This is a genomic window from Sphingorhabdus sp. 109, assembly GCF_902506555.1.
GTDB lineage: Bacteria > Pseudomonadota > Alphaproteobacteria > Sphingomonadales > Sphingomonadaceae > Parasphingorhabdus.
Window position 1 is genome coordinate 2,428,177 of sequence record NZ_LR732707.1, and the last position, 22,676, is coordinate 2,450,852.

Genomic DNA, 22,676 nt, shown 5'->3' on the forward strand with positions numbered 1-22,676 from the left:
CTCTCGGTTCAGGCCGCTTCCTGCTGCGTGCTCTTGTTCGGATTTCCATGTTCATATTCGGCCAGAAACTGCAGGACTTCCTGCCGGTAAGCGTAAAATTTCGGATGTTCGAGCAGCGCCTTGCGATCACGTGGCCGTGGCAGATCGACATCGAGTATCTTGCCAATGGTAGCCTGAGGGCCATTCGTCATCATCACCACCCGGTCGGCGAGCAATATCGCCTCATCAACATCATGGGTGACCATGATGGCGGTGACTTTCGTTCGGTTCCAAACCTCGATCAAGACATCCTGGAGATCCCAGCGGGTGAGGCTGTCGAGCATGCCAAAGGGCTCGTCGAGCAACAGCAATTTGGGAGACAAAGCGAAAGCGCGCGCTATGCCAACCCGCTGGCGCATGCCGTTCGACATGTCGGCGGCGGTTTTGTCCATGGCATCGCCAAGACCAACGCGGTCCAGATAATATTCGATGATGTCCTTGCGTTCCGAACGCGTGCTGTGCGGATAGACCCGTTCCACGCCGAGGGCGACATTCTGTCTGGCGGTCAGCCATGGCATCAATGACGGAGCCTGGAATACGACGGCCTTGTCGGGCCCGGCAACATCAACTTCCCGTCCGTCCAATATGATCCCGCCATCGCTGATCTCGTTCAGTCCGGCAGCCATTGTGAGCACGGTTGACTTGCCGCAACCGGAGTGGCCAATCAGCGAAATAAACTCCCCCTTGTCCATCAGGATATTTACATCCTCGACCACCGTCAGCGGACCTTTGGGCGTTGGGTAGATTTTCTTGAGTTTGAAAAACTCGAGATAGCGCGTTTTGATCGGGCTTTGTGCTGCATCAAGATAGGCCTGCGGCAAATTCGTCTGCTCGCCTTCTTGCGCGCCTGAGAGGTCCAGGGGCGTGATATCCGGCAGATCCGCGGATTCGGACGCAACCGCTTTTTGATCACTGCTCAATATATCAAGATAGCCAACAATCTTATTGCGCAGGGTTTTATATGCCGCATCTTCATTCATTGCCTCGCGCTGGCGGGGACGCTCGATATCGACATCGAATATCTTGCCAATGGTGGCCGATGGGGCCGGGGTCAGGATCGCCACACTGTCGGCAAGCAGCAGCGCTTCATCCACATCGTTGGTTACCAGAACAATCGTCCGCTTTTCGTGTTTGCGGATGCGCTCGATCTCGTCCTGCAATTTTGCCCGGGTCAGCGCATCGAGCGCCGACAAAGGCTCGTCCATCAGCAGGATTTCGGGCTCCATCGCAAGGGCGCGCGCAACCGCGACGCGCTGCCGCATGCCTCCCGACAGCTGGGCCGGCTTGCGATCCATCGCGTGATCCAGACCGACCAGTTCGATTTTCTGACGCACCAGCGCCGCGCGCTCTTCCCTGGACTTGTCCTGATGAACCGCATCGACCGCCAGTGCGACATTGGCTTCAACGCTCAGCCAGGGGAACAACGAATAGCTCTGGAAGACCAAGCCACGATCCTTGCCCGGTCCTTCGCACGGCGCGCCCTTGACCAGCACTTCCCCGCTATCGGCTTCGGCCAGTCCGGCGATGCAATTTATCAATGTGGTCTTGCCGGCACCGGAAAAACCGAGAATGGCGATAAACTCTCCCTCGGCGACATCAAGGTTGATGTTGTCGAGAACATCAGTCCGGATTCCGGACCCGTCGACAAAGGACTTGCTGACGTTGTTCAGGGATAGGATGGGAAGGCTATGGGTCACAATATCCTCCTCAAACCGTACGATTGCGACTGGCGAAATTTTGCAGAAGCATCATGATCCGGTCGAGCAGGAAACCGATCAGGCCGATCACGATGACAGCGAACATGATGCGGGCGAGCGACTGGCTGGATCCGTTCTGGAATTCGTCCCAGACAAATTTGCCAAGTCCGGGGTTTTGCGCGAGCATTTCCGCGGCGATCAGAACCATCCAGCCCACGCCAAGCGACAGGCGCATGCCGGTAAAAATATAGGGGAGCGCAGAGGGCAGAACCAGACGAGTGAGTTTGGCAAACCAGCCAAGCCGAAGCACCTTGCCGACGTTGAGTAAGTCCTTGTCGATCGATGCGGCGCCGATCGCGGTGTTGATAAGCGTCGACCAGAGCGAACAAAGCATCACGACGATCGCAGAAATTACAAAGCTTTTTGGTAAGGTCGGATCCGGATCGGTCATCGTTGCCGAAATCACCATGGTAACAATCGGAAGCCAAGCCAGCGGACTGACTGGTTTCATGATCTGTACGATCGGGTTGATCGCGGCGTTGAATGTTTTGGACAGTCCGCAGATCAGGCCGAGCGGCACGGCGATTATCGTGGCCAGAGCGAAGCCCAGGGCCACCGTCGCCAGGGACGTCCAGATCTGGTCCAGAAAAGTGGGCGGACCACTAAATTCAAAATTCCGTGTTTCGCCACCATTGGCAACTGCAGCTGCATTTCTGGCGTCCTGAGCAGTATAAAATTCCGCTTTCTGTTCTTGGATAGCGGTCCATTCATCAAAAAGCGCTACGCCCTGAGCCGAAACTTCGACCGGTCCCGGCAGACTGCCGAGCGAAGTGTCTACCTGCGGCGCAAGAACCGCCCACAGAGCCAGAAAAGCCAGAATTCCAACGATCGGTGCGGCGAGGCTTTTCGTCCAGGCAACCAACATTTGAGGATCAAGGAAGCTCCGGTTCGGCGCATTGGAACTCGTAGCAACCCGTGTAGCGGGATCGGCATCGACAGCGCCATTGAGTTGCCTTGACTTCACCGTATCTTCAAGACCGGTATCGGGCTCTATTGGGTTCGCAGCGACGGTCGCCATGTCTTTGGTTCCTTTATTCATCAGAAGCTTAGTTGACGCCGGAATTGGTCACTTTCTGACCAGCCTTTAGACCGATGGGGAATTTCGCGAGATAGGCATTCGGAGCCCTGCCATCATAAATGATGCCATCGATAAAGCCCGATTGTTCATCCTTGAAGCCGTCCGACTCCGGAATACTGTCGGCGGGTATGACCCCTTCGTCCGCCAGTTTTTTCGCGGCGGTCAGATAGAGATCAGGCCGGTAGACCGCCTTTGCTGTATCGAAATACCATTGATCGGTCTGGTCTTCGGCAATCTGTCCCCAACGCCGCATCTGGGTGAGATACCAGATTGCATCCGAGTAAAAGGGATAGCCGGCATAATCGTTGAAGAAGATGTTGAAGTCTGGTGCCGGCCGTGTGTCGCCCGCCTGAAACGTGAACTCGCCTGTCATCGAGGCTCCGATGACAGCCTCGTCTGCTCCCACATAATTGGATCGCGCTAGAATTTTCACCGCTTCCACGCGATTCTTGCCGCCATCGACGTCCAACCATTGCTGTGCCTTGATAATCGCGCGGAGCATGGCGGCCGTAGTCGCGGGATATTTCTCGGCAAAATCCTTGCGCAGGCCGAGGACTTTTTCCGGGTTCTTTTTCCAGATTTCGTCATCGGTAATCACCGGAACACCGATTTTCTTTTGCACGGCCGCCTGATTCCAGGGTTCACCTACGCAATAGCCGTCAATCGTGCCGGCTTCCATCGTTGCCGGCATCTGCGGCGGTGGGGTAACCGAAAGCGCTGCTTCGGCACCAACCGTCCCGCCAACATCGCCAGGGGTGTAATATCCGGGGTCAACACCGCCCGCTGCCAGCCAGTAACGCAGCTCGTAATTGTGGGTGGAAACCGGAAAGACCATGCCCATCTTGAATTGCTTGCCCTGCGATTTGTAATTCGCAATCACCGGTTTTAGGACTGAAGCGCTGATCGGGTGTACGGGCTTTCCATCCGAATTTTTTTTAAGACCCGGCTCGATCTGGGCCCAGACCTTGTTCGACAGTGTGATCGCATTGCCGTTGAGGTCGAGCGAAAGCGGAGCGATGAGATCCGCCTTGGTCCCATAGCCGATTGTCGCGGCGAGCGGCTGCCCGGCCAGCATATGTGCGCCATCGAGTTGACCGCCGATGACACCATCGAGCAACACTTTCCAATTCGCCTGCGGTTCGAGGGTAACGTTCAAACCTTCTTCCGCGAAAAATCCCTTTTCCTTGGCAACGGCAAGCGGCGCCATATCGGTGAGCTTGATGAACCCAAGTTTCAAAACCGGTTTTTCGATCGCGCCATCCCGGGTGGCGGGCTTAACCGTCTCGCCGCTATTGGAAGAACTGTCGCCACCGCTTCCGCATGCAGACAAAGCCACTGCACAGGCAGCCATGAGAAGAAAATTGCGGCGGTTCGATTTCATTGCTCAATCCCTTTTTCTTTGCCGGGCAACGTCAGGGTGGAACGACAAAACACGCAAAAAAACCGCCTCAAGCGACAGTCGTTCAGACTGGCTTGGGCGGCGACATTGCCTATTCGATTGTAGATCGTTCTACCATGCGTTTGCCCGCCATTGGACAAACCGGTAAATATTGTGTCGGGAGTTTTCCCGTCCCGAATCAAATAACATTAGCGGGAAAGAAAAGGCAAGAAAAAATACTGCATCGCAACAAAGGTCAGGATTTAGGCAAGGAATCCAAATAGTTCTGTACCGCCATCGGATCAAAAACCCGACCATCGAAAAACGGATTTGCGCCTAGCGTCAATCGCCCCTGAGTCGAACCGACCGGCAGGCTGTCGCTCACGCTGCCTTCCAGTTTGGCATTGGCTCCGGGCATCGGTGTATCGAGTCCCTTCAACGCGGTACGATAAACATTGGGCTGAAAAACCTGTTCGGCGCGCAGTTGGTCATTCGCATTATAGGCAAGGTGATCCCAGCGCAACAATTGCGAATACAGCCACGCCGCCTGACTTTTCCAGGGGAAGTTTGCTGCTTCTCGATATTGGAACATGAAATCTGGCGCATCCAGAGGCGGAGCACCGGCCGTCAGCATGATCCGGTCCGATATTGCCCGATTGATCAGCCTCGCCGAGCCGTCGAGATACTCTTTCCGCGCCAGTATCGCGGCATTGGCATCCCAATTTACCGGATCGACAAAATGCTTGGCGGCAAAATGTAGCGCTCGAACCAAGCGTTCAAACTTGTCCCGATTATCATCTAGCTTATCAGCCGGCATCGCCAGTACCTTTTCGACACCGCGCCGCCAGATTTGTGCCGTGACCAGAACGATCCGACCTACGCCGCGCTCGACGGCAACGCTATTCCATGGCTCACCAACACATATTCCGTCTACCTCGTCATTCGCCAGCGCATCGGCAGCGAACGGTGGGGCAATGGTTACGATATCAACATCGGTGTCCGGCGCGATACCGCATTGTGCTAGCCAATAGCGCAACTTGTAATTGTGACCGGAATAGCGGTGAACAACACCAAATCGAACGCGACTTCCACTCCGTGCACGTTCGGCGATTTCGGCCTTCAATTTTTCTCCGACGGCGACCGGATCACCGAGCCTTCCGACAGGGGCCACTTTGTCCGCCAGGATGTGGGACATGGTAATGGCGTTGCCGTTCAACCCCAGGACAAACGGGACGGACAGGGGCTTGGCCGGTCGCCCGCGACCGAGCGTCGTGGCGATCGCAAGCGGTGCGAGCAAATGCGCAGCGTCGGTATGACCATATAGCAGCCTGTCCAATACAGATGCCCAGCTCACGTCCCGAATGAAGTTTAGATGCAGCCCCTGTTCTTCGGCAAAGCCGTGTTCTTGGGCCAGGATTGGCAAAGCCGCGTCGACCAGCGGCAAAAAACCGATATTGATTTGATCGATGCTCACAACCCGCCTCCCAATAGTTTCTCAGCCGTGACGATGGCCTCTGCGATCTCCGCCATGCGTTTATTGCTGTTCATGGCGTGATCGCGCAGCAGCTTGTGGGCTTCCGGTTCGCTCATTTTCCGTTTCCCGATCAATATTTTCTTGGCACTGTCAATTATCGTGCGATCAGACAGCGCATCACGCGCTTCTTTCAGCTCCGCTTGCAAGCGGGAAAAGGCCTGAAACCGTCTTACGGCCAAATCGAGAATGGGCTTCATTCGGCGCTGCGAAAGCCCATCAACAATATAGGCAGAAACCCCAGCATCAATGGCTGCCGCAATCGTATCTTCATCGGATTGCTCGACAAACATGGCAATCGGGCGGGAAACCGCACGGCTAACGGCAAAATATTCTTCCAGCATATCGCGGGAGGGATTGCCAAGGTCGATCAGGATGACCTCGGGGTCTATCGTTTCAATAGCCCGCGCCATTCCCGAACGCTCCGAAATCACAAAAACATCGCGCTCACCCACTTCGGCGAGCCCGTCTTCAATTATAGCCGCGCGAACGGGGTTTTCATCGATAACAGCGATACGCAATTGCGACTCCGTTTGCGGAAGTGACTGTGGGCAGTCTAACGCCTTTTTGTTCGCAGGTGCAATATGAAGGATCAATCTATCATTGAGCCACCAATCGCAGCGGCCGCTTTTCCTCTTTGCTGCAAAAACCGGACAAACCGCCTCTTACCAAGTCGTCACCATCTGAATGTCGGTAAATTCTGCGCCCTAAAGGGCGGCTTGCAGAATCTGTCATTGACCGTGGCAATGACGAGAATTGGGGCGCAAAACAGACAAGATCATTGCCCGATGGGAACGACGGCATTAACGTCCCATCTCATAAGTTCGACTGGCCGCAAGTCGGGCGAACAAAGCAATTCACCCTTTGACTTCCCCCCAGTCGGGCCAATTCACTTTGCCGGGCGTGCGCACCCCGCTCCATATCTTCTGCTGTTCCTGAATAGTAAGCCGTCCCGGACGCAAGAAATTGGATCCCGCGGAAGCCGACAATATCACCGACCGAAGCGGTGACCTCATGCATGTGACGCCAGTCCATGCATATGAAATGGACTGTTCCGCTGCGTGATACTGTAGCGCAAGCACCCAAAGTTTCAGCAAGGAACATCCTGAACTCGGCTTCGTTCATTTCACCAGGTGCAACGTCGATCTCGCCAGAACTGAAGCCCGTCAGGCCCAGGTCAATGTCTACTTCTGGCAGGAAACGATCGGTCAAATCGGCCTGTTCTGGGACCAAAATGACTAATTTTCCCTGTTGGTTCCCCGATAACAGGGGAATTCACGATGAGACCCGTATGCGACTGTATGCGTCGCGCACCATTATAGTCCAGGCTATCCTCATTTTTATTTGTTCATTCATCGGCCTGAGCGGCCAAAGCGAGCTCCGGACTTGGCTTCGCGCGATCTCGGACTTATCGATCTGCGAACTGACGATGATATGGCAGCTATTGATGGTAAGGCAGTTTGACGATCATTCGCGGCTAAGTCGTTCGGCGGGATCCATGTCATCAATCGGCGGTGTGTCGTACAGTTTCTTGCGGAAGATGGATCGGAGCAACCACGGCTCGAGAATCCGCCCTACCAGATAAAGCGTAGCGAAAATTGCCGCGAGGATATAAGCCGTCTTGGGCGAGTATTTTTCATATTTGTCTTTTTCTTTGTCTTTCTCGTCGGGCTTTTCGGGTGCCGGTGCCCCCATGGCTACGTCCAGCCAGTGCAACTTCACATCCTTGTCCGCTTCGTCATCCTTTTTCGATTCATCGTCGGCTTTTCCGGCCTGTTCCGCCGCTTCGGCTTTGGATTTTTCATACTCGCCAATCGCAACATTAACCTGGCCCAGGGCCACAAAGAGTAACGGCGCGAGAAAGCAGGCCAGCAGGGCCGGGCTGGTGACATTATAGGCAAGGACCGAACGTCCTTCCCGCTCGCCCACCGTCAGCGTGCCACGGGTAAAGGTCGCCAGCCTGTCCTGGGCGGCAGGATTATGCTTCCTGAATGTCAGCGTATCGCCGTCTATCTCGTAGCTTGTACCATTGGTCTGGAACAGCGGATCAAGCCTGTCGAATGCCGTTGCTGGCGACATTGGCGTTTCAAGGGGCAACAAGCCCTTCACACGCCAGATCCGGTCAATGAAAGGCAATTTCACTTACAATTCCTCTGGAATTTTTCAGGAGACGGAATGCCCACCGCATAGCGATGCTCATTTGCAAAGATGACCCATTCTGAAAGAAAGTCGTTTCAGGCAGGGGCAAAATGGCCAACTATTCGGCCGGTATCGCGGTCGGTGGCTCCCGGCGATCCTTGATCCGGGACTTGATCGACTTATAGCCTTCCGTAAACGGGAAGGTCATCGTTTCGTTGATCGGCATGCGGCGCCCGCCTTCCATCCCGAGCAATTCCGCCTCGCCGTCAACACAGGTTCCGAAAAGACGGTCGAATATGATCCAGCTGGCCCCATAATTGCTGCGCGTCGCTTCATAATCTTGCGAGTGGTGCACACTGTGGTGCTCGGTGGTGTTGAACAGGAACCGCCACCAGCGGGGACTATTGAAACGAACGTTGATGTGCTGGTAAACGCCAACCGTGAGGCCGATCGCGCCGGCGAGCAGAAAGGCCCGCGGGATGAAATCGAAGAAGCCGCCGATGCCCAGCCCGATCAGGAACAGTTCGATCGGATTGCCAACAGCCCCCTTGTTGATGTTCAACTGGGTGATGTAGTGATGCGGCGCGTGGGTCAGCCAGAGCGGATACCAGTTGTGCATTCCGCGGTGCATCCAATATTGGCCGAATTCAAAAATCAGCGAGATCAAAAGCGCCTGGACCAGTAGCGGCAATCCGGTGAACCAAGCAAATTTGTCCCAGTCAAAAGAACTCTGGATGGCTTCGATCATCACACCGTCGCCGATATAATTGTCAACCATGCGAAGAAGCGTGTAACCGAGACCGACATAGAACAGATCGGTAGCAAATTCCTTCCAGGTGAGCCGCCAGCTGTCATAACGCGGATTGACCCATTCGAGCCCCAGCAGGAACAGCTTGAAAGCGATCCCGATCATGATGGCCGTGGATGCTACAGCAATGGAATTGGGCGCATAATACCAGAAGGCGAGCACGGCAAAGAGCACGGTCGGCTGGAAATATGTGAAGAAGATCTGTTTCGCCGGACCGCCTTCAACCCTGCCGATATTTTCCCATCCGACGGTGACTGGCGCGTCAGCTCCGATGATCCTTTTTCCTACCCGAACTCCGTTCATAGCGAGACCTCCTTGGTGAGGCCCCAAGGCCCCAGAATCGCTGCCTACCCGCCGTGCAACCGGCCCGGTAATGCAGTTTCTCTCCTGTGAACGATTCTTATTTTTTGATATAACGGCTATCGTATTGATATTATCAAATACGTCAAGCGTAATATTTTCGTGCGTCGCCGTAGCTCAATTTACCTCCGCTGAACGCGTAATAGACATGCTATTTCGCCGCAATAAAGGCTCGCCAACCGCCAAATTCGGTAACATCCTGTGCGCCTGTCGTTGCGCGAGACTCAGCGACAAAACCCTTGACGCTGCTGCCGTCGGCCAGAGTGACGGTTCCGATTGCAAGCGGGGCCGGAACTTCTGCTACAAAGCTGCCAAAGGCTGCGACGTCGAGTTCATAAACCTCCACTTTGATGGCAGCTCCATCCTCGCTGTGCACCAGCGCGGGTTTGGGCGGCACGCTGTCGGCGATCGCGTAAAGACGGTAGGTGGGAGCCGTTTCGAAAGCACCGACGAACGCGGCATCGCGTGAGGTCAGCTGCCAGTGTAGCGGCATGTCTTTCAAATGGGCTCCGACGACGGCCAGTTTTACGCTTTCCATTTTTCCCTCCAGATCGAGTGCGGGCGGAGCAGGAAAATCTGCTGCCGCGAAATAGGTTTCCGCTGCATCGAGCAGGGCATGATCACTATCGGCGGGTCCGATCAAGGTGATACCGAAACCGGTCCCGTTCGGACGGGTGCCAGCGGGCACAGCGACAGCCGCCATGTCGAGAAGATTCACGAAATTGGTGTAGGCGCCCAGATTGCTGTTCAACGCTATTGGCGCCACCAATAGCTCCGCGACGCGATAGGTCGTGCCGGTGGTGGGAAAGGCCAGCATGTCGACCTCGTTCCACAGTCCGTCCGCCTGGCGTTTGAGTTCGGCAAGCCGGTATATCCCCTTGAATACATCCACTGCATTCTTGCTCAAGCCGGCCTCGGTGATCTGGCGGACCGTTTGGTGGATCGCATCCGGATTGCTGGCCAACAGATCGTGCATGGCTGCTGTTCGTTCGGCAACCCATGGCCCATTATACAGAAGACTGGCCGCTTCGTTGAGAGGCGATATGTCGAGTTCGACGATCTCAGCATCGCTTCCCAAACGGGCGATCGCCTGATCGTAAAGATATTCGGACTGGCTGTCACCGAACCAGACGCGCTGGTCGCGGCGGGGCACGCCGATCCGCCGGGGTTGCATCGTGCAATCGACCAGCGGCTTCGAATAGGGGTCCTCCGCGTCAAAGCCGGCGAGTACATCGTCTACCAGCCGTGCATCAGACAAATTGTCGGTAAACACCGTGATACAGTCGATCGTCCGGCAGGCTGGCACGAGACCTTTTGTACTCCAGCGTCCCTTGGTCGGTTTGAGACCGACAAGATGGTTGAACGCTGCGGGCACCCGGCCCGAACCGGCGGTATCGGTGCCCAGTGCGAAGGCAACAAGGCCCGCAGCAACCGCCACTGCCGACCCCGAGCTCGACCCCCCGCTGACATAAGCAAGATTATAGGCATTGCGGGGGATGCCATAAGGACTGCGCGTGCCGACCAGACCGGTGGCGAATTGATCGAGATTGGTTTTCCCGACGCATATGGCTCCCGCCTCGAGCAGCTTTGCGGCCACGGTTGCAGAAGCAGCGGGGGAATAGGCGTAGGCTGGACAGCCAGCCGTGGTTGCAAAACCGGCGACATCGATATTGTCCTTTACCGCAAAGGGCACGCCGGCCAGCGGCAGCTTTTCCCCTGCCGCGATGCGACCATCAACTGCGCGAGCTGCGACAAGCATATCGTCGGACGCAGCGCGACTGATCCATATTTGCGGCTGAACCGCATCATAGGCATCAAGACGGGCGAGCGTTTCCTGCGCTACGGCGAGCGCGCTAGTTTTTCCGCCATTTACGGCCGCCGCGATCGCCGCAGGGCTTTGCCGGTCGAGCTTCGTCATTAGTGCTTCCTCAACGCCAGCATCGGCGCGCCTGGTTCGAGCGACTGGCGCTCGTTGATATAGAGAGCTACAATTGTGCCATTATCCGGGCTTTCGAGCGGGCTTTCCATTTTCATCGCTTCGATAACGGCGATAACATCGCCGGCCTTTACCGTGTCGCCTTCCGCAACCATCAGCTTCCACACGCTTCCGCCAAAGGGCGCCTCGATCAGGTCGGTGCCTTCTGGCAGTTCAATTGCCGGATCAGCGGCGGCCCCAAGAGCGGGGTCTTCTGTCAGTTGTGTCACGCGATCAAATTCGCCATCCTGCTGCCATTGAGCGCGTTCCGCCTCGAAAGCGGACTGACGCGTTGCCTCAAAAGCTTTAATCGACTCCGCATTGTCAGCCAGAAAGGCGCGATGGTCAGCGAGACGAAACTCCGATTCCTCGACCCGGATTGACCGGCGCCCATTGGGGAAATCCCTTCTCCATTCAACCAGTTCCTCAGGGCTAACACTGAAAAAGCGGATCTGGTCGAAGAAGCGCAGCAACCACGGCTTGCCATCAACGAAAGCATCGGTTTGCCGATAGGTATTCCACACCTGAATAGTACGGCCAAAAAGCTGATAGCCTCCGGGCCCTTCCATACCGTATATGCACATATAGGCACCGCCGATTCCGACCACATTGGGCGGTGTCCATGTGCGGGCCGGATTATATTTGGTGGTTACCAGCCGGTGCCGGGGATCGACCGGTGTTGCCACCGGCGCGCCAAGATAGACGTCGCCCAGCCCCATCACGAGATAGCTGGCATCAAAAATGATATCCTCGACAGCATCCGCATCGGGCTGGCCATTGATCCGCCGGATGAACTCGATATTGTCCGGGCACCACGGCGCGTCGTTACGGACTGCGGCCATATATTTCTCGATCGTTTCCAGTGTGGCCGGGTCCCGCCAGCTGAGCGGCAGATGCACGATCCGCGAAGGAACCGTGAAATCCTCGAGATCGCCCAGTTGATTGTCGGCTTCCATAAGGGCAGCCAGCGCGCCCGTCTGATCAAGAATATTGTCATCGAAATGGAGTTGCAGGGAACGGATGCCGGGGACGATATCGATCACGCCTGGCAAGGCTTTTTCCTCGAGCAGCGTCATCAGAGCATGAACGCGGATACGCAATTCAATGTCGAGGACGATCTCTCCATATTCGACCAGTATATTGCGGTCACCCTGTTGCCGGTACACCGTCCGGGGGCGTAGTCCCTGAGCCTCTGTGTCAGCGAGGATCGTTGAAAGATCAGCGATCTCGCGCTGCGGGCCGGGGCGTAAGGGATTTGCCGCAAGCTCCATCGGAGCACGGTCGGCAGCCCTGGCATCATTAAGCGTGACCGGCACAAACCGCAGGCGGTCTCCGGGCGCAAGCTGCCCGATTTTCCAGCGATCAGCGGCGATCACCACGAACGGACAGACGAATCCGCCGAGCGATGGGCCATCGGGGCCAAGAATGATCGGCATATCGCCGGTAAAATCGACGGCACCGATCGCGTAAGGATTGTCGTGGATATTGGAGGGGTGCAAGCCCGCCTCCCCGCCATCGGCCCTTGCCCATTGCGGCTTTGGTCCAACCAGACGCACGCCGGTGCGGTTGCTGTTATAGTGGACGCGCCAATCGGCATCGAGGGTCGCACGGATATCGTCCTCGGTGAAAAAATCGGGCGCGCCGTGGGGACCGTATAAAACGCGCAAAGTCCAGTGATTCCCGAAATCCGAAACGTCGGAAACCGGAGCGGGTGCGCTGACCTCGGCTTCTGCCAGATGCAACATATCGCCTGCCACCAGCTTTCGAGCGGCATGGCCACCGAATTGGCCCAGTTCGAAGGTGCTGCGGCTGCCGAGATAGGCGGGAATGTCGAGGCCACCCGCGATCAAAATGTAACCGCGCATGCCGCCGCCACTCACCCGGCCGAGCGCGAGCGTCTGGCCAGCAGTAATGTCGAACGGAACGCCCCGTTCAACAGGCTCATCGTCGAGCCGGGCACCGAAATCGGCTCCGGTGATGCAAATGCGCGCGGGTGCGTTGAAATAGAGGGTTGGACCGGTAAACGTAATCTCCAGCCCGGCTGTGCCTTCCGGATTGCCAAGCCGCTGGTTGCCGATACGGAAGGAATGATCATCCATCGGCCCCGAGGGCGGCACTCCGACTGACCAGAGACCGATGCGGCCCGGCCAGTCCTGAACCGTGGTTGCGGTGCCACCGGAAACCACCCGGATGCTGCGCGGATTATAGACGATCGTATCCAGCAATCTCGTCGCAACCTGTCCGGACATGAAACGATCATCGCGGACGACGGCGCGCAGCCAGCGAAGGTTGGACTCAAGACCGTCCACCCGGCTTTCGTCGAGCGCGGCCTGCATTGCGGCAATGGCTTCCTCTCTTGTATCGGCGTGAACAATAAGTTTTGCGATCATCGGATCATACCAGGCGCTGATCGCGCTGCCGGCCGTACACCATGTTTCGGCACGAAGAGATTCAGGAAAATCGATGGCGGTGATGGTGCCGCTGGTCGGCCGATAATCCAGTGCAGGATCTTCGGCATATAGACGGACTTGTATAGAATGGCCCGTTGCCACCGGTGGCTCGCGATCCAGAAATGAAAAGTCTCCTGCCGCCCCGCGGATCATCCACTCGACAAGATCAATGCCCATCACCTCTTCGGTGACGCCGTGTTCGACCTGTAGCCGAGTATTCATTTCCAGGAAGAAGAATTCCTGGCGATCGGCATCAAAGAGGAACTCGACCGTACCGGCGGAGAGATAGCGCGCGGCCGCACCTAGGCGCACCGCTGCGGCGATGAGTTCGCGGCGCACCTCATCGTCAAGATCCGGTGCCGGCGACTCTTCGACAACCTTCTGGTTCCGCCTTTGCAACGAACAGTCCCGTTCGCCGAGCGGCATCACCCGCCCGGTGCCGTCGCCAAATATCTGCACCTCAATATGCCGGGCGCGGGCGATATAGCGCTCCAGAAACACGCCGGCGTCGCCGAAATTGCCGGCACCCAGACGAGCGACGCTGTCCCAGTTCTTGCGTACGGCCGACTCATCCTCGCAAATCTGCATGCCGATGCCGCCGCCGCCCGCCGTGGCTTTCAGAATGACCGGATAGCCAATTTCGTTGGCTGCGCGTGCGGCGTCATCCTCGTTGTCGAGAAGCCCGGTGCCGGGCGCAAGCGGCAAGCCATGCTCTTCCGCCAGCGCACGGGCGCTGTGCTTCAGACCGAAGGTTCGCATATCGTCCGGCGTGGGGCCGATAAAGACAATATCGGCAGCGGCACATGCTTCTGCAAATTCGGCATTCTCGGCCAAGAAGCCGTAGCCGGGATGAATGAAGCGCGCGCCGGTTTCCCGCGCGGCCTCGATGATCGCGGCAATATCGAGATAGCTCTCGGTGGCCGGCGCTGGCCCTATGCATATAGCCATATCCGCCTGCGATACATGCAGGGAGTCGGCATCGGCGTCGGAATAGACCGCAACCGATCGCAAGCCCATGCGACGTATCGTTCGAATAATTCTGGTAGCAATTGCTCCGCGGTTGGCAATAAGAACCGTATCAACGCTCATGCGGTAACGATCATTCGCACCGGAGTGGGATTGAACCCGTTGCAAGGATTGTTGATCTGCGGGCAGTTCGACACAACCACGATCAGGTCCATTTCAGCGCGCAGGTCAACGGTCAGCCCCGGGGCGGAAATACCATCGACAATGCCCAGCGTCCCGTCTTCTTCTACCGGCACGTTCATGAAAAAGTTGATATTAGAAACGATATCACGCTTGCCGCGCCCTTCGGTCAGATTGGCCTCGAGGAAATTCTCGACACAGGCATGCTGACTCTTGGTGTGATGCCCGTAACGCAGCGTGTTGGACTCGCAGGAACAGGCGCCGCCGATGGTGTCGTGATACTCCACCGACGTCGCCAGGATAGTCATCATCGGGCGCCCCTCGTTCGACCGCAGGACAGTACCAGCGCGAAGGAACAGATTGCCCTGCGCTGCGACGGTATCCTGTGCGCTATAGCGTTCGGAATCATCGGCAGCTGAATAGAGCAGAAAATCAACCGCCTGATTTCCTTCCGTGTCGACGATATGGAGGGTTTGACCGGCGGCGAGATGATGGAGCCAGGGGGCCCTGGCAGGCACGATTTCATCATGAACAACGGCACCGTCAAATTCGGGCATTTCTGGGGGAGTTGTCATTTTGGAGATATTATCCCTTCCTAGCGACGGAAATAATCTTCGACATTCTGAAAGGCCCGCAAGCCCTCCGGCGTGGCATTGCGAATATCGTCATCGTCCGGCGTCACCGCCCCGCGCCAAGCCGAAACACGCAGCGGGGTCACTGTCCATTTCTCGCGCGGGTCGAGAATATGGGGACAATTGGCGATAACGACAATCACATCCATTTCGGCGCGCAGAACCAGTTCCCGTCCTGCATCAAAAGGACCGACAATTGGAGTGATGGTCCCGTCCGCCTCGATCTCCGTTCCTTTGAAAAAATTGACGCAGGGGTGAACATCGGGTCTTTGCAAACCATATTTGGCCGAGCCCAGCAAAAGACGGTCGCGGCCGTTGGGAACGGCACTGCTATTATGGCCTTCACCATATTTGGCAGTGTTCGTCGCAGCGTTGGATGTCCCGCAGAATGCATCATGCGTACCCGCATCATCCTGCAAGATGCTCATCATAACCCGGCCCATGTCGGACAACAGCAACTTGCCGGCGCCGAGATAGGCATTCCACTGCACCTTTACCGTGTCCGCGACATTGAGCCGCTCGGTCGGCATTTCAGCGTTGAAGATCAACACCGAGGCACAGGCGTCGCCTTCAAGGTCTATGAGGCGCAGGCGCGAACCTCGTGCCAGCTTGCGGGTGGCATAGCCGCCAGCGGCGACTGTCTCTTCCCACAGCAAATCGTCAGCGGCCACACCGGCGGGCAGATCGGCGGCGACCGGAGGCAGGACAGGCATGGCATCGACCTTCGTACCAGCCATCGCACGTGCATGATCGCGTGCCGCCATGGGATCCGCCAATGGCTTGGTCATGCCGCGGCGCTCCTGCTTTTCCCTTTCTTGTCGGTCACCTCGTCCTGTTCATGCAGCTGCGGCAGCAAGGCGGTGGTGGTGACGAGCCGCAGCTGATGTACACCACGAATGCGCCGCAAGGCATCGCACAGCCCCTCCAGCCGCACCGCTGGCCCCTGTACCAGCAACACTTCCAGAGACTGGTCGTCTTCGAGGAAGACATGTTGCGAGGAGATGACTTCTTTCAGATAATGCAGCTGGGTGGTGGCGAGCTGTTGACGCACACCCGCGTGATCTCCGCGATAAACCAGCGTGATGGTCCCTGCGAGCATTTCTTCGGGCCGGGTCAGCGCTTCATGCTCTGCCAGCGCATGACGGATCAGCTCTGACATCAGCTGGGACCGCGACGGCAATCCGCGCTCCTCGACCATATTGTCGAGGTGAAGCAACAGGTCTGCAGGTAGGCTCATGCTGAGCCGGGCTAATTTGGTGGGTTCGGATATCATGTCCTTGCTCCTCTCAATTATTATTAGTCTTGTCAACAGTAATACTGGCCATAATTTCGACACTGCAATCGCTCTTCACGCCAAGGTCGATATCTTCCGGCAGAACGTTCTTTTTCTCGATCGGAATATCGTATGCCACTGAGGCACCATAGCGGTGCGGGGCGTGTGGATCGTGGCGCAATTTGTCCAGCGCCAACACCCTGGTCCCCAGCGTGAAAGCTTCGCGGATATCATGGGTAACCATGATTATAGTCAGCGAATATTCCCTCCACAACCGCGTTATCAGCGCGTGCATATCCGACCGGATTCCGGGATCAAGTGCGCCAAAGGGTTCGTCAAGCAACAGAATACGGGGTCGTTTTATGAGCGCCTGTGCGATCGCCAGCCGCTGTTGCATGCCACCTGACATCTGCGCCGGAAAAAGGTGTAGACTATCGCTCAAACCGACCGCTGCCAGCATCTCTTCCGCTTCCGCAACCGCAGCTTTCCGTTGCGCCCCGAAGAGCCGCGCCGCAAGTGGCGCCTGCACACATTCAAGGCCGAACAACACATTGCCGAGGACCGTCAGATGAGGAAATACCGAGTAGCGCTGGAACACGACTCCCCGGTCTGGTCCGCATTCGGAATTCAGCGGTTTACCGTCAAGCAGGATGGTCCCGGTGGTGGGCGCTTCCTGCCCAAGAACGACCCGGAGCAGGCTGCTCTTGCCGGCCCCCGAAGGCCCGATTATCGAGACAAAAGAACCTTCCTCAATCTCGAGATTGATGCGCTCCAGAACCACCTTGTCGCCATATTCGACCCACAGGTTTTGCAAACTCAGTGCGGCGCTCAATGGCTTGCTCCATGCGCCCAGGGAAAAAGACTGCGACTGGAGCGGGCGAGCAGAAAGTCAATTGCTACAGCGATCAAAGCGATCCAGGCAACATAAGGCAGAATGACATCCATTGCGAGATAGCGGCGGACGAGGAAAATCCGGTATCCGAGGCCGATATCCGACGCGATTGCCTCTGCAGAGATCAGGAACACCCAGGCCGGTCCGAGCGACAATCGCACCGCCTGGATCAACCTTGGCATAGCCTGCGGCAGAGCGACCCGCAAAATCAGTTGCCAGGTGCTTGCCCCCAGAGTCTGGGCCTTGATGATCTGCTCCCGTGGCAAACTTCCGATATGGGCAGCAATGTCACGGATCATGAAGGGCGCGACGCCGATGACGATCAGCGCCACCTTGGCCGCCTCCCCGAGACCGAAGGCGATGAACAAAATAGGCAGCAATGCAATGGGCGGGATCACTGCTATCCCTGTCACCAGCATGCCGAATGTGGCCCGCACTGGCGGTAATATACCGAGCAATAATCCGACCAGTAGCGCCGACAGGGTCGATATACCCAGCCCTAGTCCGAGCCGCTGCAGGCTGGCGAACGTGTCGGCCCAGAAGAGAAGCCGGCCGGTGAGCTGATCGGGTTCAAACAGCAGCCCCCACATGGCCTGAACCATAGCGCCGGGTAGCGGAAGCAGCTTGTCGCTGGGATTGATCGAGTGACGCTCGGCAGCTGCCAAGAGATAGATTATTACCAGTATCAGGATCGGAATGGAGCCCAAGAGCAGATTATTGCCCCGACTAATGCGACGATTTACCCAGCGCATATTGCTCCTATCCCGATCTTGCCGTTTCCTTGTATCAGCAGACTACAGCGCCCCATCGACGGCCATTTGCATATATGTCTCGTCGAAGCGCAAGGTAATATTGTTCGAATCCCCGAGCGTTTTGCCTCCCGGGAAAGCCATGCCCACAACATCCGCCGACTTTGCGCCTTGACCAAATAGCCCCTGCGAGAAGCTGAAGTCGCGCACCCGGGTCATTGTTTCGATCAAAGCCTCGTCCGACGTGGCCGCAACAGCAGATTGAGGATCCGCATAGAGAAAGGTGGTTGCAAGCTGATCATCGAACATTTCGGGCGTCGTTCCCGCGAGCTCGGCCATTGCCGCCCGCGCCGCCTTGCCTTCGTCATCCTGCTTCTGCATCAATGCGGTCGTCTCGTACCAAATTCCGGAAAGCGCCTTGCCGAGATTGGGATTCGCCTTCAGCGTTGCGGTATCGACAACCAGGAGGTCGAGAATTTCGCCTGGAATATTGGCAGAACTGAACACCATTTTTGCACCCGGCGCCTGCTTCATCGTCGACAGCTGAGGGTTCCAGGCCACCGCGGCAGTCACGTCCTGCGACAGGAAGGCGCCGGCTATGTCCGCGTCCGAAGTATTGACCGTGCTGACGTCGGTCATCGACAGGCCGACCGCATCCAGCGCGCGTGCCAGCAGATAATGTGAAACCGAAAGTTCCACGAGATTGATTTTCTGTCCCTTGATCGCGTGAAGATCGCCGGTACCTTTCAAAAGCACGCCGTCATTGCCGTTCGAATAGTCGCCTACGATGATTGCGCTGGTGTCCTTGCCGCCTGCAGCGGGGATGGTGAGCGCGTCCATATTGGCGACGGTGACGCCGTCAAGTTGACCAGCGGTATACTGGTTCACGGATTCCACATAATCATTAACCTGAACGATATTGATCTTGATGCCGTATTTGTCTTCCCATTTCTTAACGATGCCGGCCTGTTCGGCATATGGCCAAGGCATCCAGCCGGCGTAGATAGACCAGCCGATATTGAATTCAGTGCGTGGCGCTGCCGTTTCCTCGGCCGTTGGCGAACACGATGTTATAATGAATGCACATGCCAGCATTGCCAATGCCCCCGCGCGACGTATCCCTTTGATCATGATTCGATTTCCTTTCGCAGTTGCAGCATTGCGCTAAAACGACTCGTTGTCCATCTAAATTTATTACCATTGATATATTTAGTAATATCCGTATGTTTCCCAGATACACATGCCGAATCAACCGGAAAACGGGAAAAAGGCTGTGCCTCGGGGGAGTATGCATCGAAAGCAGCCGGTTAACGCCGCGCTGGAACCTTGGTCAGGAGTATTCGATGCCGCAAACGTCCGCACCAGCCCTTAATCCCACCGCCTCCGGCAATGGCAATGCCGCGTTGGGGTATAATCCGCCCGGGGTCCGCAATACTGATTCAGCGGTGCCGCTACATCCCTCGGAACCAGTGGTCCATGATTATAACAGCGACGGTCCGGCACCCGGCAGACTTGCCTTTCGCTGGACCTACGGCTCCAATGTCGCTGCCAAGAACCGCGATCCGCGTGTGCAGGTCGTTCAATATAATGAGGACAGTTTTGTCCTGCGGCAAAATGTCTGTGTCCATTGGGAAGCCCCCTTCACCTATCTGCTGTTTGGCAATCAGGGCGCTTTGCTGATCGACAGCGGCGCGACTGCCAACGCAAAACATTATCCGCTGCGCGAGACAGTCGATGCGATTATCACGCGTTGGGGTCAGGCAAGAGGGCGAAGCAAGGTACCACTGACCATTGCTTTGACTTCAGGTGAAGATATCGCGCAAAATCAGGGTCTGGTGCAATTCGCCGGACGGCCCGATACGAATATTGTGCCCACGCCGCTTGATGTGATGAAGCAACATTATGGGTTCCGGAGCAGCTGGCCCTCCGGCACCGGCGCAATCGATCTTGGCGACCGCGTGATCGAGGTCATCCCGACGCCCGGAACCCATAAGGATGGCGTCGCATTTTATGATCCCTATTGCCAGATTCTGTTCACCGGAGACTTTCTGTATCCCGGCAAGATCAATATCAGCAATGACCGCGACTTCGTGACATCGCTCGAACGACTGAAGACTTTCGCAGCGGACCGTTCGCCAAAATGGATTCTTGGTGGCCATATCGAGATGATGTTCGTTCCCGGCAGATATTACCCCCGCTTCGCCACCTACAAGCCTTACGAGCGGATCTTGCAACTGGCACCGGACGTGATCAATGAAGTGTTGCAATATGCACGCGAAATCCAGGGCAAGGACATGTTGCTCATTCGTCCGGATTTTGTCCTTTTCAACGGAGTCAGCCCGGACCAGCGGACACCGGTTTGGCCCGAGGGCGTGCCCCAGATCAACCCGCCCCGGCCGTTCTAGAATCAGAGAGAATTTTCATGGATCGTCGTACGTTCATTTCCTACAATGCCGCCGCAACAGTAGCGCTCACTGGCAATGCGCTGACTACATTCGGTAACTCGGCAGTGGCTGCCACGCGCCCGGCGCCAATCGATTTCCAAAGCAATCTACCCGCGCCGGGCGGTTTTCCCAAACGCTGGATATCCGGTTCGTCTTCCTGCATGGACAACACCGACCCACCGGTGCAAGTCCACTGGTATAATGCGCACACTGCAATTCTGCGCCAGAACAAGGCCTACAGTTTCGAGGCACCGTTCACGCCGCTGTATTTTGGCAATGATCGGGTTTTGCTGCTTGACGAAGGCTTCACCACGCTACGCAATGACTGGGATTTGCGCGGCGTAATCGACGAGTGTATCGCGGACTGGTGTTCGCGGAACGGTCGCGACCCGGCGAGTCTGGAACTGCTGGTTGCCTTCAGTCATCTTCACTCGGACCATTATGCTGCAGTCAACCAGTTCGCCGACCGGCCGAACACCCGCTACATGGGCCTGACTCATGAAGAAATGCTCGGTTTCTGGGGCATGACCAATTATCCGGAAGAAAGCGTGACGCTCGATCTGGGCGGACGCGAGATCGAGATCTGGGGCTCGCCCGGCCACGTGGTGTCAGAATTTGCCTATTATGACAATTACACCCAGATTCTTTACACAGGCGATATGTTCTATCGCGGGCGGTGCTACATCACCTACTGGGAGCCCTGGTTTGCCAGCATGAAGCGGCTTATCGACTTTGTTGACACGCACCCCGTAACCCACGTCATGGGTTGCCATGTCGAGATCAGCAAGGATGGTACGGACTATCCCTATGGGCTGACCCACCAGCCAGACGAAGCCCCGGTGCAGATGACGGTACAGCAACTTCGTGAGACATTCGCTTTTGCAAAAACGATCACCGAGCCCGGGATCTATTTCACCGGCACAGTTTTCCTCTGCAACCAGACGCGCAGCACGACCACCATCGATTCCAATCCTTATCGTTACTAACATGCCGTTACCGGCACTTCGTTGGAGTATTTACATGAAACGTTCGATCGCCCTGATACTATTTGTTACCGCGGCCTGCTCTCCGGCAGATCAGGAGCCAGCCGACTCTCCAAGCCTGATGCAAGCGGTGGATCTGAAAGAACAGATGATCGAAGTGCCTGACTTCGCGGATTTTCTGGCGGTCGATGGTGCCACAGTGTGGGCCACCAATCGAGGCCGGGTCGAACAATGGTCGACCGAAGGCATGCTGGCGTCAGTCGAGATTCCCCGCCCATGCGGCACGATGGCCATATTCGCTGATTCGTTATGGGTAGCCAATTGCGAAGATGCCAACCTCTATCGAATCAACCTCGAAACCGGGGAAGTGGAAGCGATGATCGCCACCGGCATCGCCAACCCGAAAGGCGAAACGAATGTCGTCGCCGGAGCAGGATCGATCTGGGTACCAAGTGATGCGGCAGGCAAAGTCTCTCGCATCGATCCAGAAACCAATGAAGTGGTCGCTACCGTCGATGTCGCGCCGCAGACATTTTTCCTTGCTTATGGTCTAGACGCCTTGTGGGCGGTCTCTAGCGATGAGCGGTCCATTCAGCGGATCGACCCGTTGACCAACAAAGTGACCGGTGAAACCGAACTCGGCAAACAACCCGGTTTTCTGGCCGCCGGAGAAGGAAGCGTCTGGGTACAGGAACAGGGTGACGGCACGGTTGCGCGGATCGATCCCGACACCGTCACGGTTACTGGCCGGACCAAAGTCGGCGATAGCTTGCTTTATGGTGATATTGACACCGGTGGCGGCATAGTCTGGCTGCGGACAACCGACGACCAGACCTTCGTTGCCATTGATGCGGCAACTCTGGAGATCCTTGCCCGGCCGGGTGCTGCCGCAGGTAGCGGCGCCATACGCTATACGCCCGATGGCATCTGGACAAGCGCGCATGACGTACACTCAATTTCCTGGTGGAGCAGCGCCGGGGTAGAAGCCGAACAAGAATAACATCCGGCTGTGGCCGCCTGTCCTGATTCGCCATCGTCTTTG

Annotated in this window: 20 protein-coding genes; 4 read left to right on the forward strand and 16 right to left on the reverse strand. The window is 56.7% G+C overall.

What is annotated here, in order from left to right; genetic code table 11:
* Positions 1 to 8: 8 nt before the first annotated feature.
* From BOSE62_RS11465 to BOSE62_RS11475, 3 genes are read right to left on the reverse strand one after another with little or no spacing between them, the layout of a single operon-like run.
* Positions 9 to 1,736, reverse strand: a complete 1,728-nt coding sequence (locus BOSE62_RS11465) for an ABC transporter ATP-binding protein (RefSeq protein ID WP_236553994.1) — start codon at positions 1,734 to 1,736, stop codon at positions 9 to 11.
* A gap of 10 nt (positions 1,737 to 1,746) precedes the next feature.
* A complete protein-coding gene (locus BOSE62_RS11470; RefSeq protein WP_159646279.1) occupies positions 1,747 to 2,814 on the reverse strand; it encodes an ABC transporter permease in 1,068 nt (355 codons plus the stop codon).
* A gap of 28 nt (positions 2,815 to 2,842) precedes the next feature.
* Entirely contained in the window at positions 2,843 to 4,255 is a 1,413-nt protein-coding gene (locus BOSE62_RS11475) for a CmpA/NrtA family ABC transporter substrate-binding protein (RefSeq protein WP_201295670.1), read from the reverse strand.
* On the opposite strand from BOSE62_RS11475, the gene BOSE62_RS11480 reads away from it, so the two are divergent.
* Positions 4,255 to 4,536 carry a hypothetical protein gene (locus tag BOSE62_RS11480; protein ID WP_159646282.1) on the forward strand — a complete coding sequence of 94 codons (282 nt, stop codon included), beginning with the start codon at positions 4,255 to 4,257 and terminating at the stop codon, positions 4,534 to 4,536. The genes BOSE62_RS11475 and BOSE62_RS11480 overlap by 1 nt on opposite strands.
* On the opposite strand, the gene BOSE62_RS11485 is transcribed toward BOSE62_RS11480, so the two are convergent.
* The 13 genes from BOSE62_RS11485 to BOSE62_RS11545 all read right to left on the reverse strand — a co-directional run bounded on the left by BOSE62_RS11485 (position 4,509) and on the right by BOSE62_RS11545 (position 19,338).
* Entirely contained in the window at positions 4,509 to 5,726 is a 1,218-nt protein-coding gene (locus BOSE62_RS11485) for a CmpA/NrtA family ABC transporter substrate-binding protein (protein WP_159646285.1), read from the reverse strand. The two genes, BOSE62_RS11480 and BOSE62_RS11485, sit on opposite strands and share 28 nt — an antisense overlap.
* On the reverse strand, positions 5,723 to 6,304 hold the full coding sequence (locus BOSE62_RS11490; RefSeq protein ID WP_159646288.1) for an ANTAR domain-containing response regulator: 582 nt from the start codon (positions 6,302 to 6,304) through the stop codon (positions 5,723 to 5,725). Before BOSE62_RS11490 ends, BOSE62_RS11485 begins: the two co-directional genes overlap by 4 nt.
* A gap of 295 nt (positions 6,305 to 6,599) precedes the next feature.
* Positions 6,600 to 6,995, reverse strand: a complete 396-nt coding sequence (locus tag BOSE62_RS11495; RefSeq protein ID WP_201295671.1) for a hypothetical protein — start codon at positions 6,993 to 6,995, stop codon at positions 6,600 to 6,602.
* A 255-nt stretch (positions 6,996 to 7,250) separates the two neighbouring features.
* Positions 7,251 to 7,925, reverse strand: a complete 675-nt coding sequence (locus BOSE62_RS11500; protein WP_159646291.1) for a hypothetical protein — start codon at positions 7,923 to 7,925, stop codon at positions 7,251 to 7,253.
* A 115-nt stretch (positions 7,926 to 8,040) separates the two neighbouring features.
* Positions 8,041 to 9,033, reverse strand: a complete 993-nt coding sequence (locus BOSE62_RS11505; RefSeq protein ID WP_159646294.1) for a sterol desaturase family protein — start codon at positions 9,031 to 9,033, stop codon at positions 8,041 to 8,043.
* A 208-nt stretch (positions 9,034 to 9,241) separates the two neighbouring features.
* Entirely contained in the window at positions 9,242 to 11,008 is a 1,767-nt protein-coding gene (gene atzF / locus BOSE62_RS11510) for an allophanate hydrolase (RefSeq protein ID WP_159646297.1), read from the reverse strand.
* Positions 11,008 to 14,604, reverse strand: a complete 3,597-nt coding sequence (uca, locus tag BOSE62_RS11515) for an urea carboxylase (protein ID WP_159646300.1) — start codon at positions 14,602 to 14,604, stop codon at positions 11,008 to 11,010. The genes atzF and uca overlap by 1 nt, the downstream gene beginning before the upstream one ends.
* On the reverse strand, positions 14,601 to 15,236 hold the full coding sequence (locus BOSE62_RS11520) for an urea amidolyase associated protein UAAP2 (RefSeq protein ID WP_159646303.1): 636 nt from the start codon (positions 15,234 to 15,236) through the stop codon (positions 14,601 to 14,603). The genes uca and BOSE62_RS11520 overlap by 4 nt, the downstream gene beginning before the upstream one ends.
* A 20-nt stretch (positions 15,237 to 15,256) precedes the next feature.
* Positions 15,257 to 16,081, reverse strand: a complete 825-nt coding sequence (locus BOSE62_RS11525) for an urea amidolyase associated protein UAAP1 (protein ID WP_159646306.1) — start codon at positions 16,079 to 16,081, stop codon at positions 15,257 to 15,259.
* A complete protein-coding gene (locus BOSE62_RS11530) occupies positions 16,078 to 16,530 on the reverse strand; it encodes a CopG family ribbon-helix-helix protein (protein ID WP_394700094.1) in 453 nt (150 codons plus the stop codon). The genes BOSE62_RS11525 and BOSE62_RS11530 overlap by 4 nt, the downstream gene beginning before the upstream one ends.
* Before the next feature lie 49 nt (positions 16,531 to 16,579).
* Positions 16,580 to 17,398: an ABC transporter ATP-binding protein gene (locus BOSE62_RS11535; RefSeq protein WP_159646312.1), complete on the reverse strand. Its 819-nt coding sequence runs from the start codon at positions 17,396 to 17,398 to the stop codon at positions 16,580 to 16,582.
* Positions 17,395 to 18,210 carry an ABC transporter permease gene (locus BOSE62_RS11540; RefSeq protein ID WP_159646315.1) on the reverse strand — a complete coding sequence of 272 codons (816 nt, stop codon included), beginning with the start codon at positions 18,208 to 18,210 and terminating at the stop codon, positions 17,395 to 17,397. The genes BOSE62_RS11535 and BOSE62_RS11540 overlap by 4 nt, the downstream gene beginning before the upstream one ends.
* A 42-nt stretch (positions 18,211 to 18,252) precedes the next feature.
* Positions 18,253 to 19,338: a putative urea ABC transporter substrate-binding protein gene (locus tag BOSE62_RS11545; protein ID WP_159646318.1), complete on the reverse strand. Its 1,086-nt coding sequence runs from the start codon at positions 19,336 to 19,338 to the stop codon at positions 18,253 to 18,255.
* A gap of 212 nt (positions 19,339 to 19,550) precedes the next feature.
* Between BOSE62_RS11545 and BOSE62_RS11550 the strand changes: the two genes are divergently transcribed.
* Genes BOSE62_RS11550 through BOSE62_RS11560 form a run of 3 tightly spaced genes read left to right on the forward strand, consistent with a single transcriptional unit; the run spans position 19,551 to position 22,634 of the window.
* Positions 19,551 to 20,612, forward strand: a complete 1,062-nt coding sequence (locus tag BOSE62_RS11550) for an MBL fold metallo-hydrolase (protein ID WP_159646321.1) — start codon at positions 19,551 to 19,553, stop codon at positions 20,610 to 20,612.
* Between the two features lie 17 nt (positions 20,613 to 20,629).
* Positions 20,630 to 21,637 (forward strand): MBL fold metallo-hydrolase, encoded by a 1,008-nt coding sequence (locus tag BOSE62_RS11555; protein WP_159646324.1) that lies wholly within the window; start codon positions 20,630 to 20,632, stop codon positions 21,635 to 21,637.
* A gap of 34 nt (positions 21,638 to 21,671) precedes the next feature.
* Positions 21,672 to 22,634 carry a Vgb family protein gene (locus BOSE62_RS11560; RefSeq protein WP_159646328.1) on the forward strand — a complete coding sequence of 321 codons (963 nt, stop codon included), beginning with the start codon at positions 21,672 to 21,674 and terminating at the stop codon, positions 22,632 to 22,634.
* The last annotated feature ends 42 nt before the right edge of the window (positions 22,635 to 22,676 follow it).

Bases quoted from the DNA above. Each gene is read 5' to 3' on its own strand.
- BOSE62_RS11470 (WP_159646279.1), bottom strand. From the start codon at position 2,814: ATGGCGACCGTCGCTGCGAACCCAATAGAGCCCGATACCGGTCTTGAA.
- BOSE62_RS11475 (WP_201295670.1), bottom strand. From the start codon at position 4,255: ATGAAATCGAACCGCCGCAATTTTCTTCTCATGGCTGCCTGTGCAGTG.
- BOSE62_RS11505 (WP_159646294.1), bottom strand. From the start codon at position 9,033: ATGAACGGAGTTCGGGTAGGAAAAAGGATCATCGGAGCTGACGCGCCA.
- atzF (WP_159646297.1), bottom strand. From the start codon at position 11,008: ATGACGAAGCTCGACCGGCAAAGCCCTGCGGCGATCGCGGCGGCCGTA.
- uca (WP_159646300.1), bottom strand. From the start codon at position 14,604: ATGAGCGTTGATACGGTTCTTATTGCCAACCGCGGAGCAATTGCTACC.
- BOSE62_RS11520 (WP_159646303.1), bottom strand. From the start codon at position 15,236: ATGACAACTCCCCCAGAAATGCCCGAATTTGACGGTGCCGTTGTTCAT.
- BOSE62_RS11525 (WP_159646306.1), bottom strand. From the start codon at position 16,081: ATGACCAAGCCATTGGCGGATCCCATGGCGGCACGCGATCATGCACGT.
- BOSE62_RS11530 (WP_394700094.1), bottom strand. From the start codon at position 16,530: ATGAGCCTACCTGCAGACCTGTTGCTTCACCTCGACAATATGGTCGAG.
- BOSE62_RS11540 (WP_159646315.1), bottom strand. From the start codon at position 18,210: ATGCGCTGGGTAAATCGTCGCATTAGTCGGGGCAATAATCTGCTCTTG.
- BOSE62_RS11545 (WP_159646318.1), bottom strand. From the start codon at position 19,338: ATGATCAAAGGGATACGTCGCGCGGGGGCATTGGCAATGCTGGCATGT.
- BOSE62_RS11550 (WP_159646321.1), top strand. From the start codon at position 19,551: ATGCCGCAAACGTCCGCACCAGCCCTTAATCCCACCGCCTCCGGCAAT.
- BOSE62_RS11555 (WP_159646324.1), top strand. From the start codon at position 20,630: ATGGATCGTCGTACGTTCATTTCCTACAATGCCGCCGCAACAGTAGCG.
- BOSE62_RS11560 (WP_159646328.1), top strand. From the start codon at position 21,672: ATGAAACGTTCGATCGCCCTGATACTATTTGTTACCGCGGCCTGCTCT.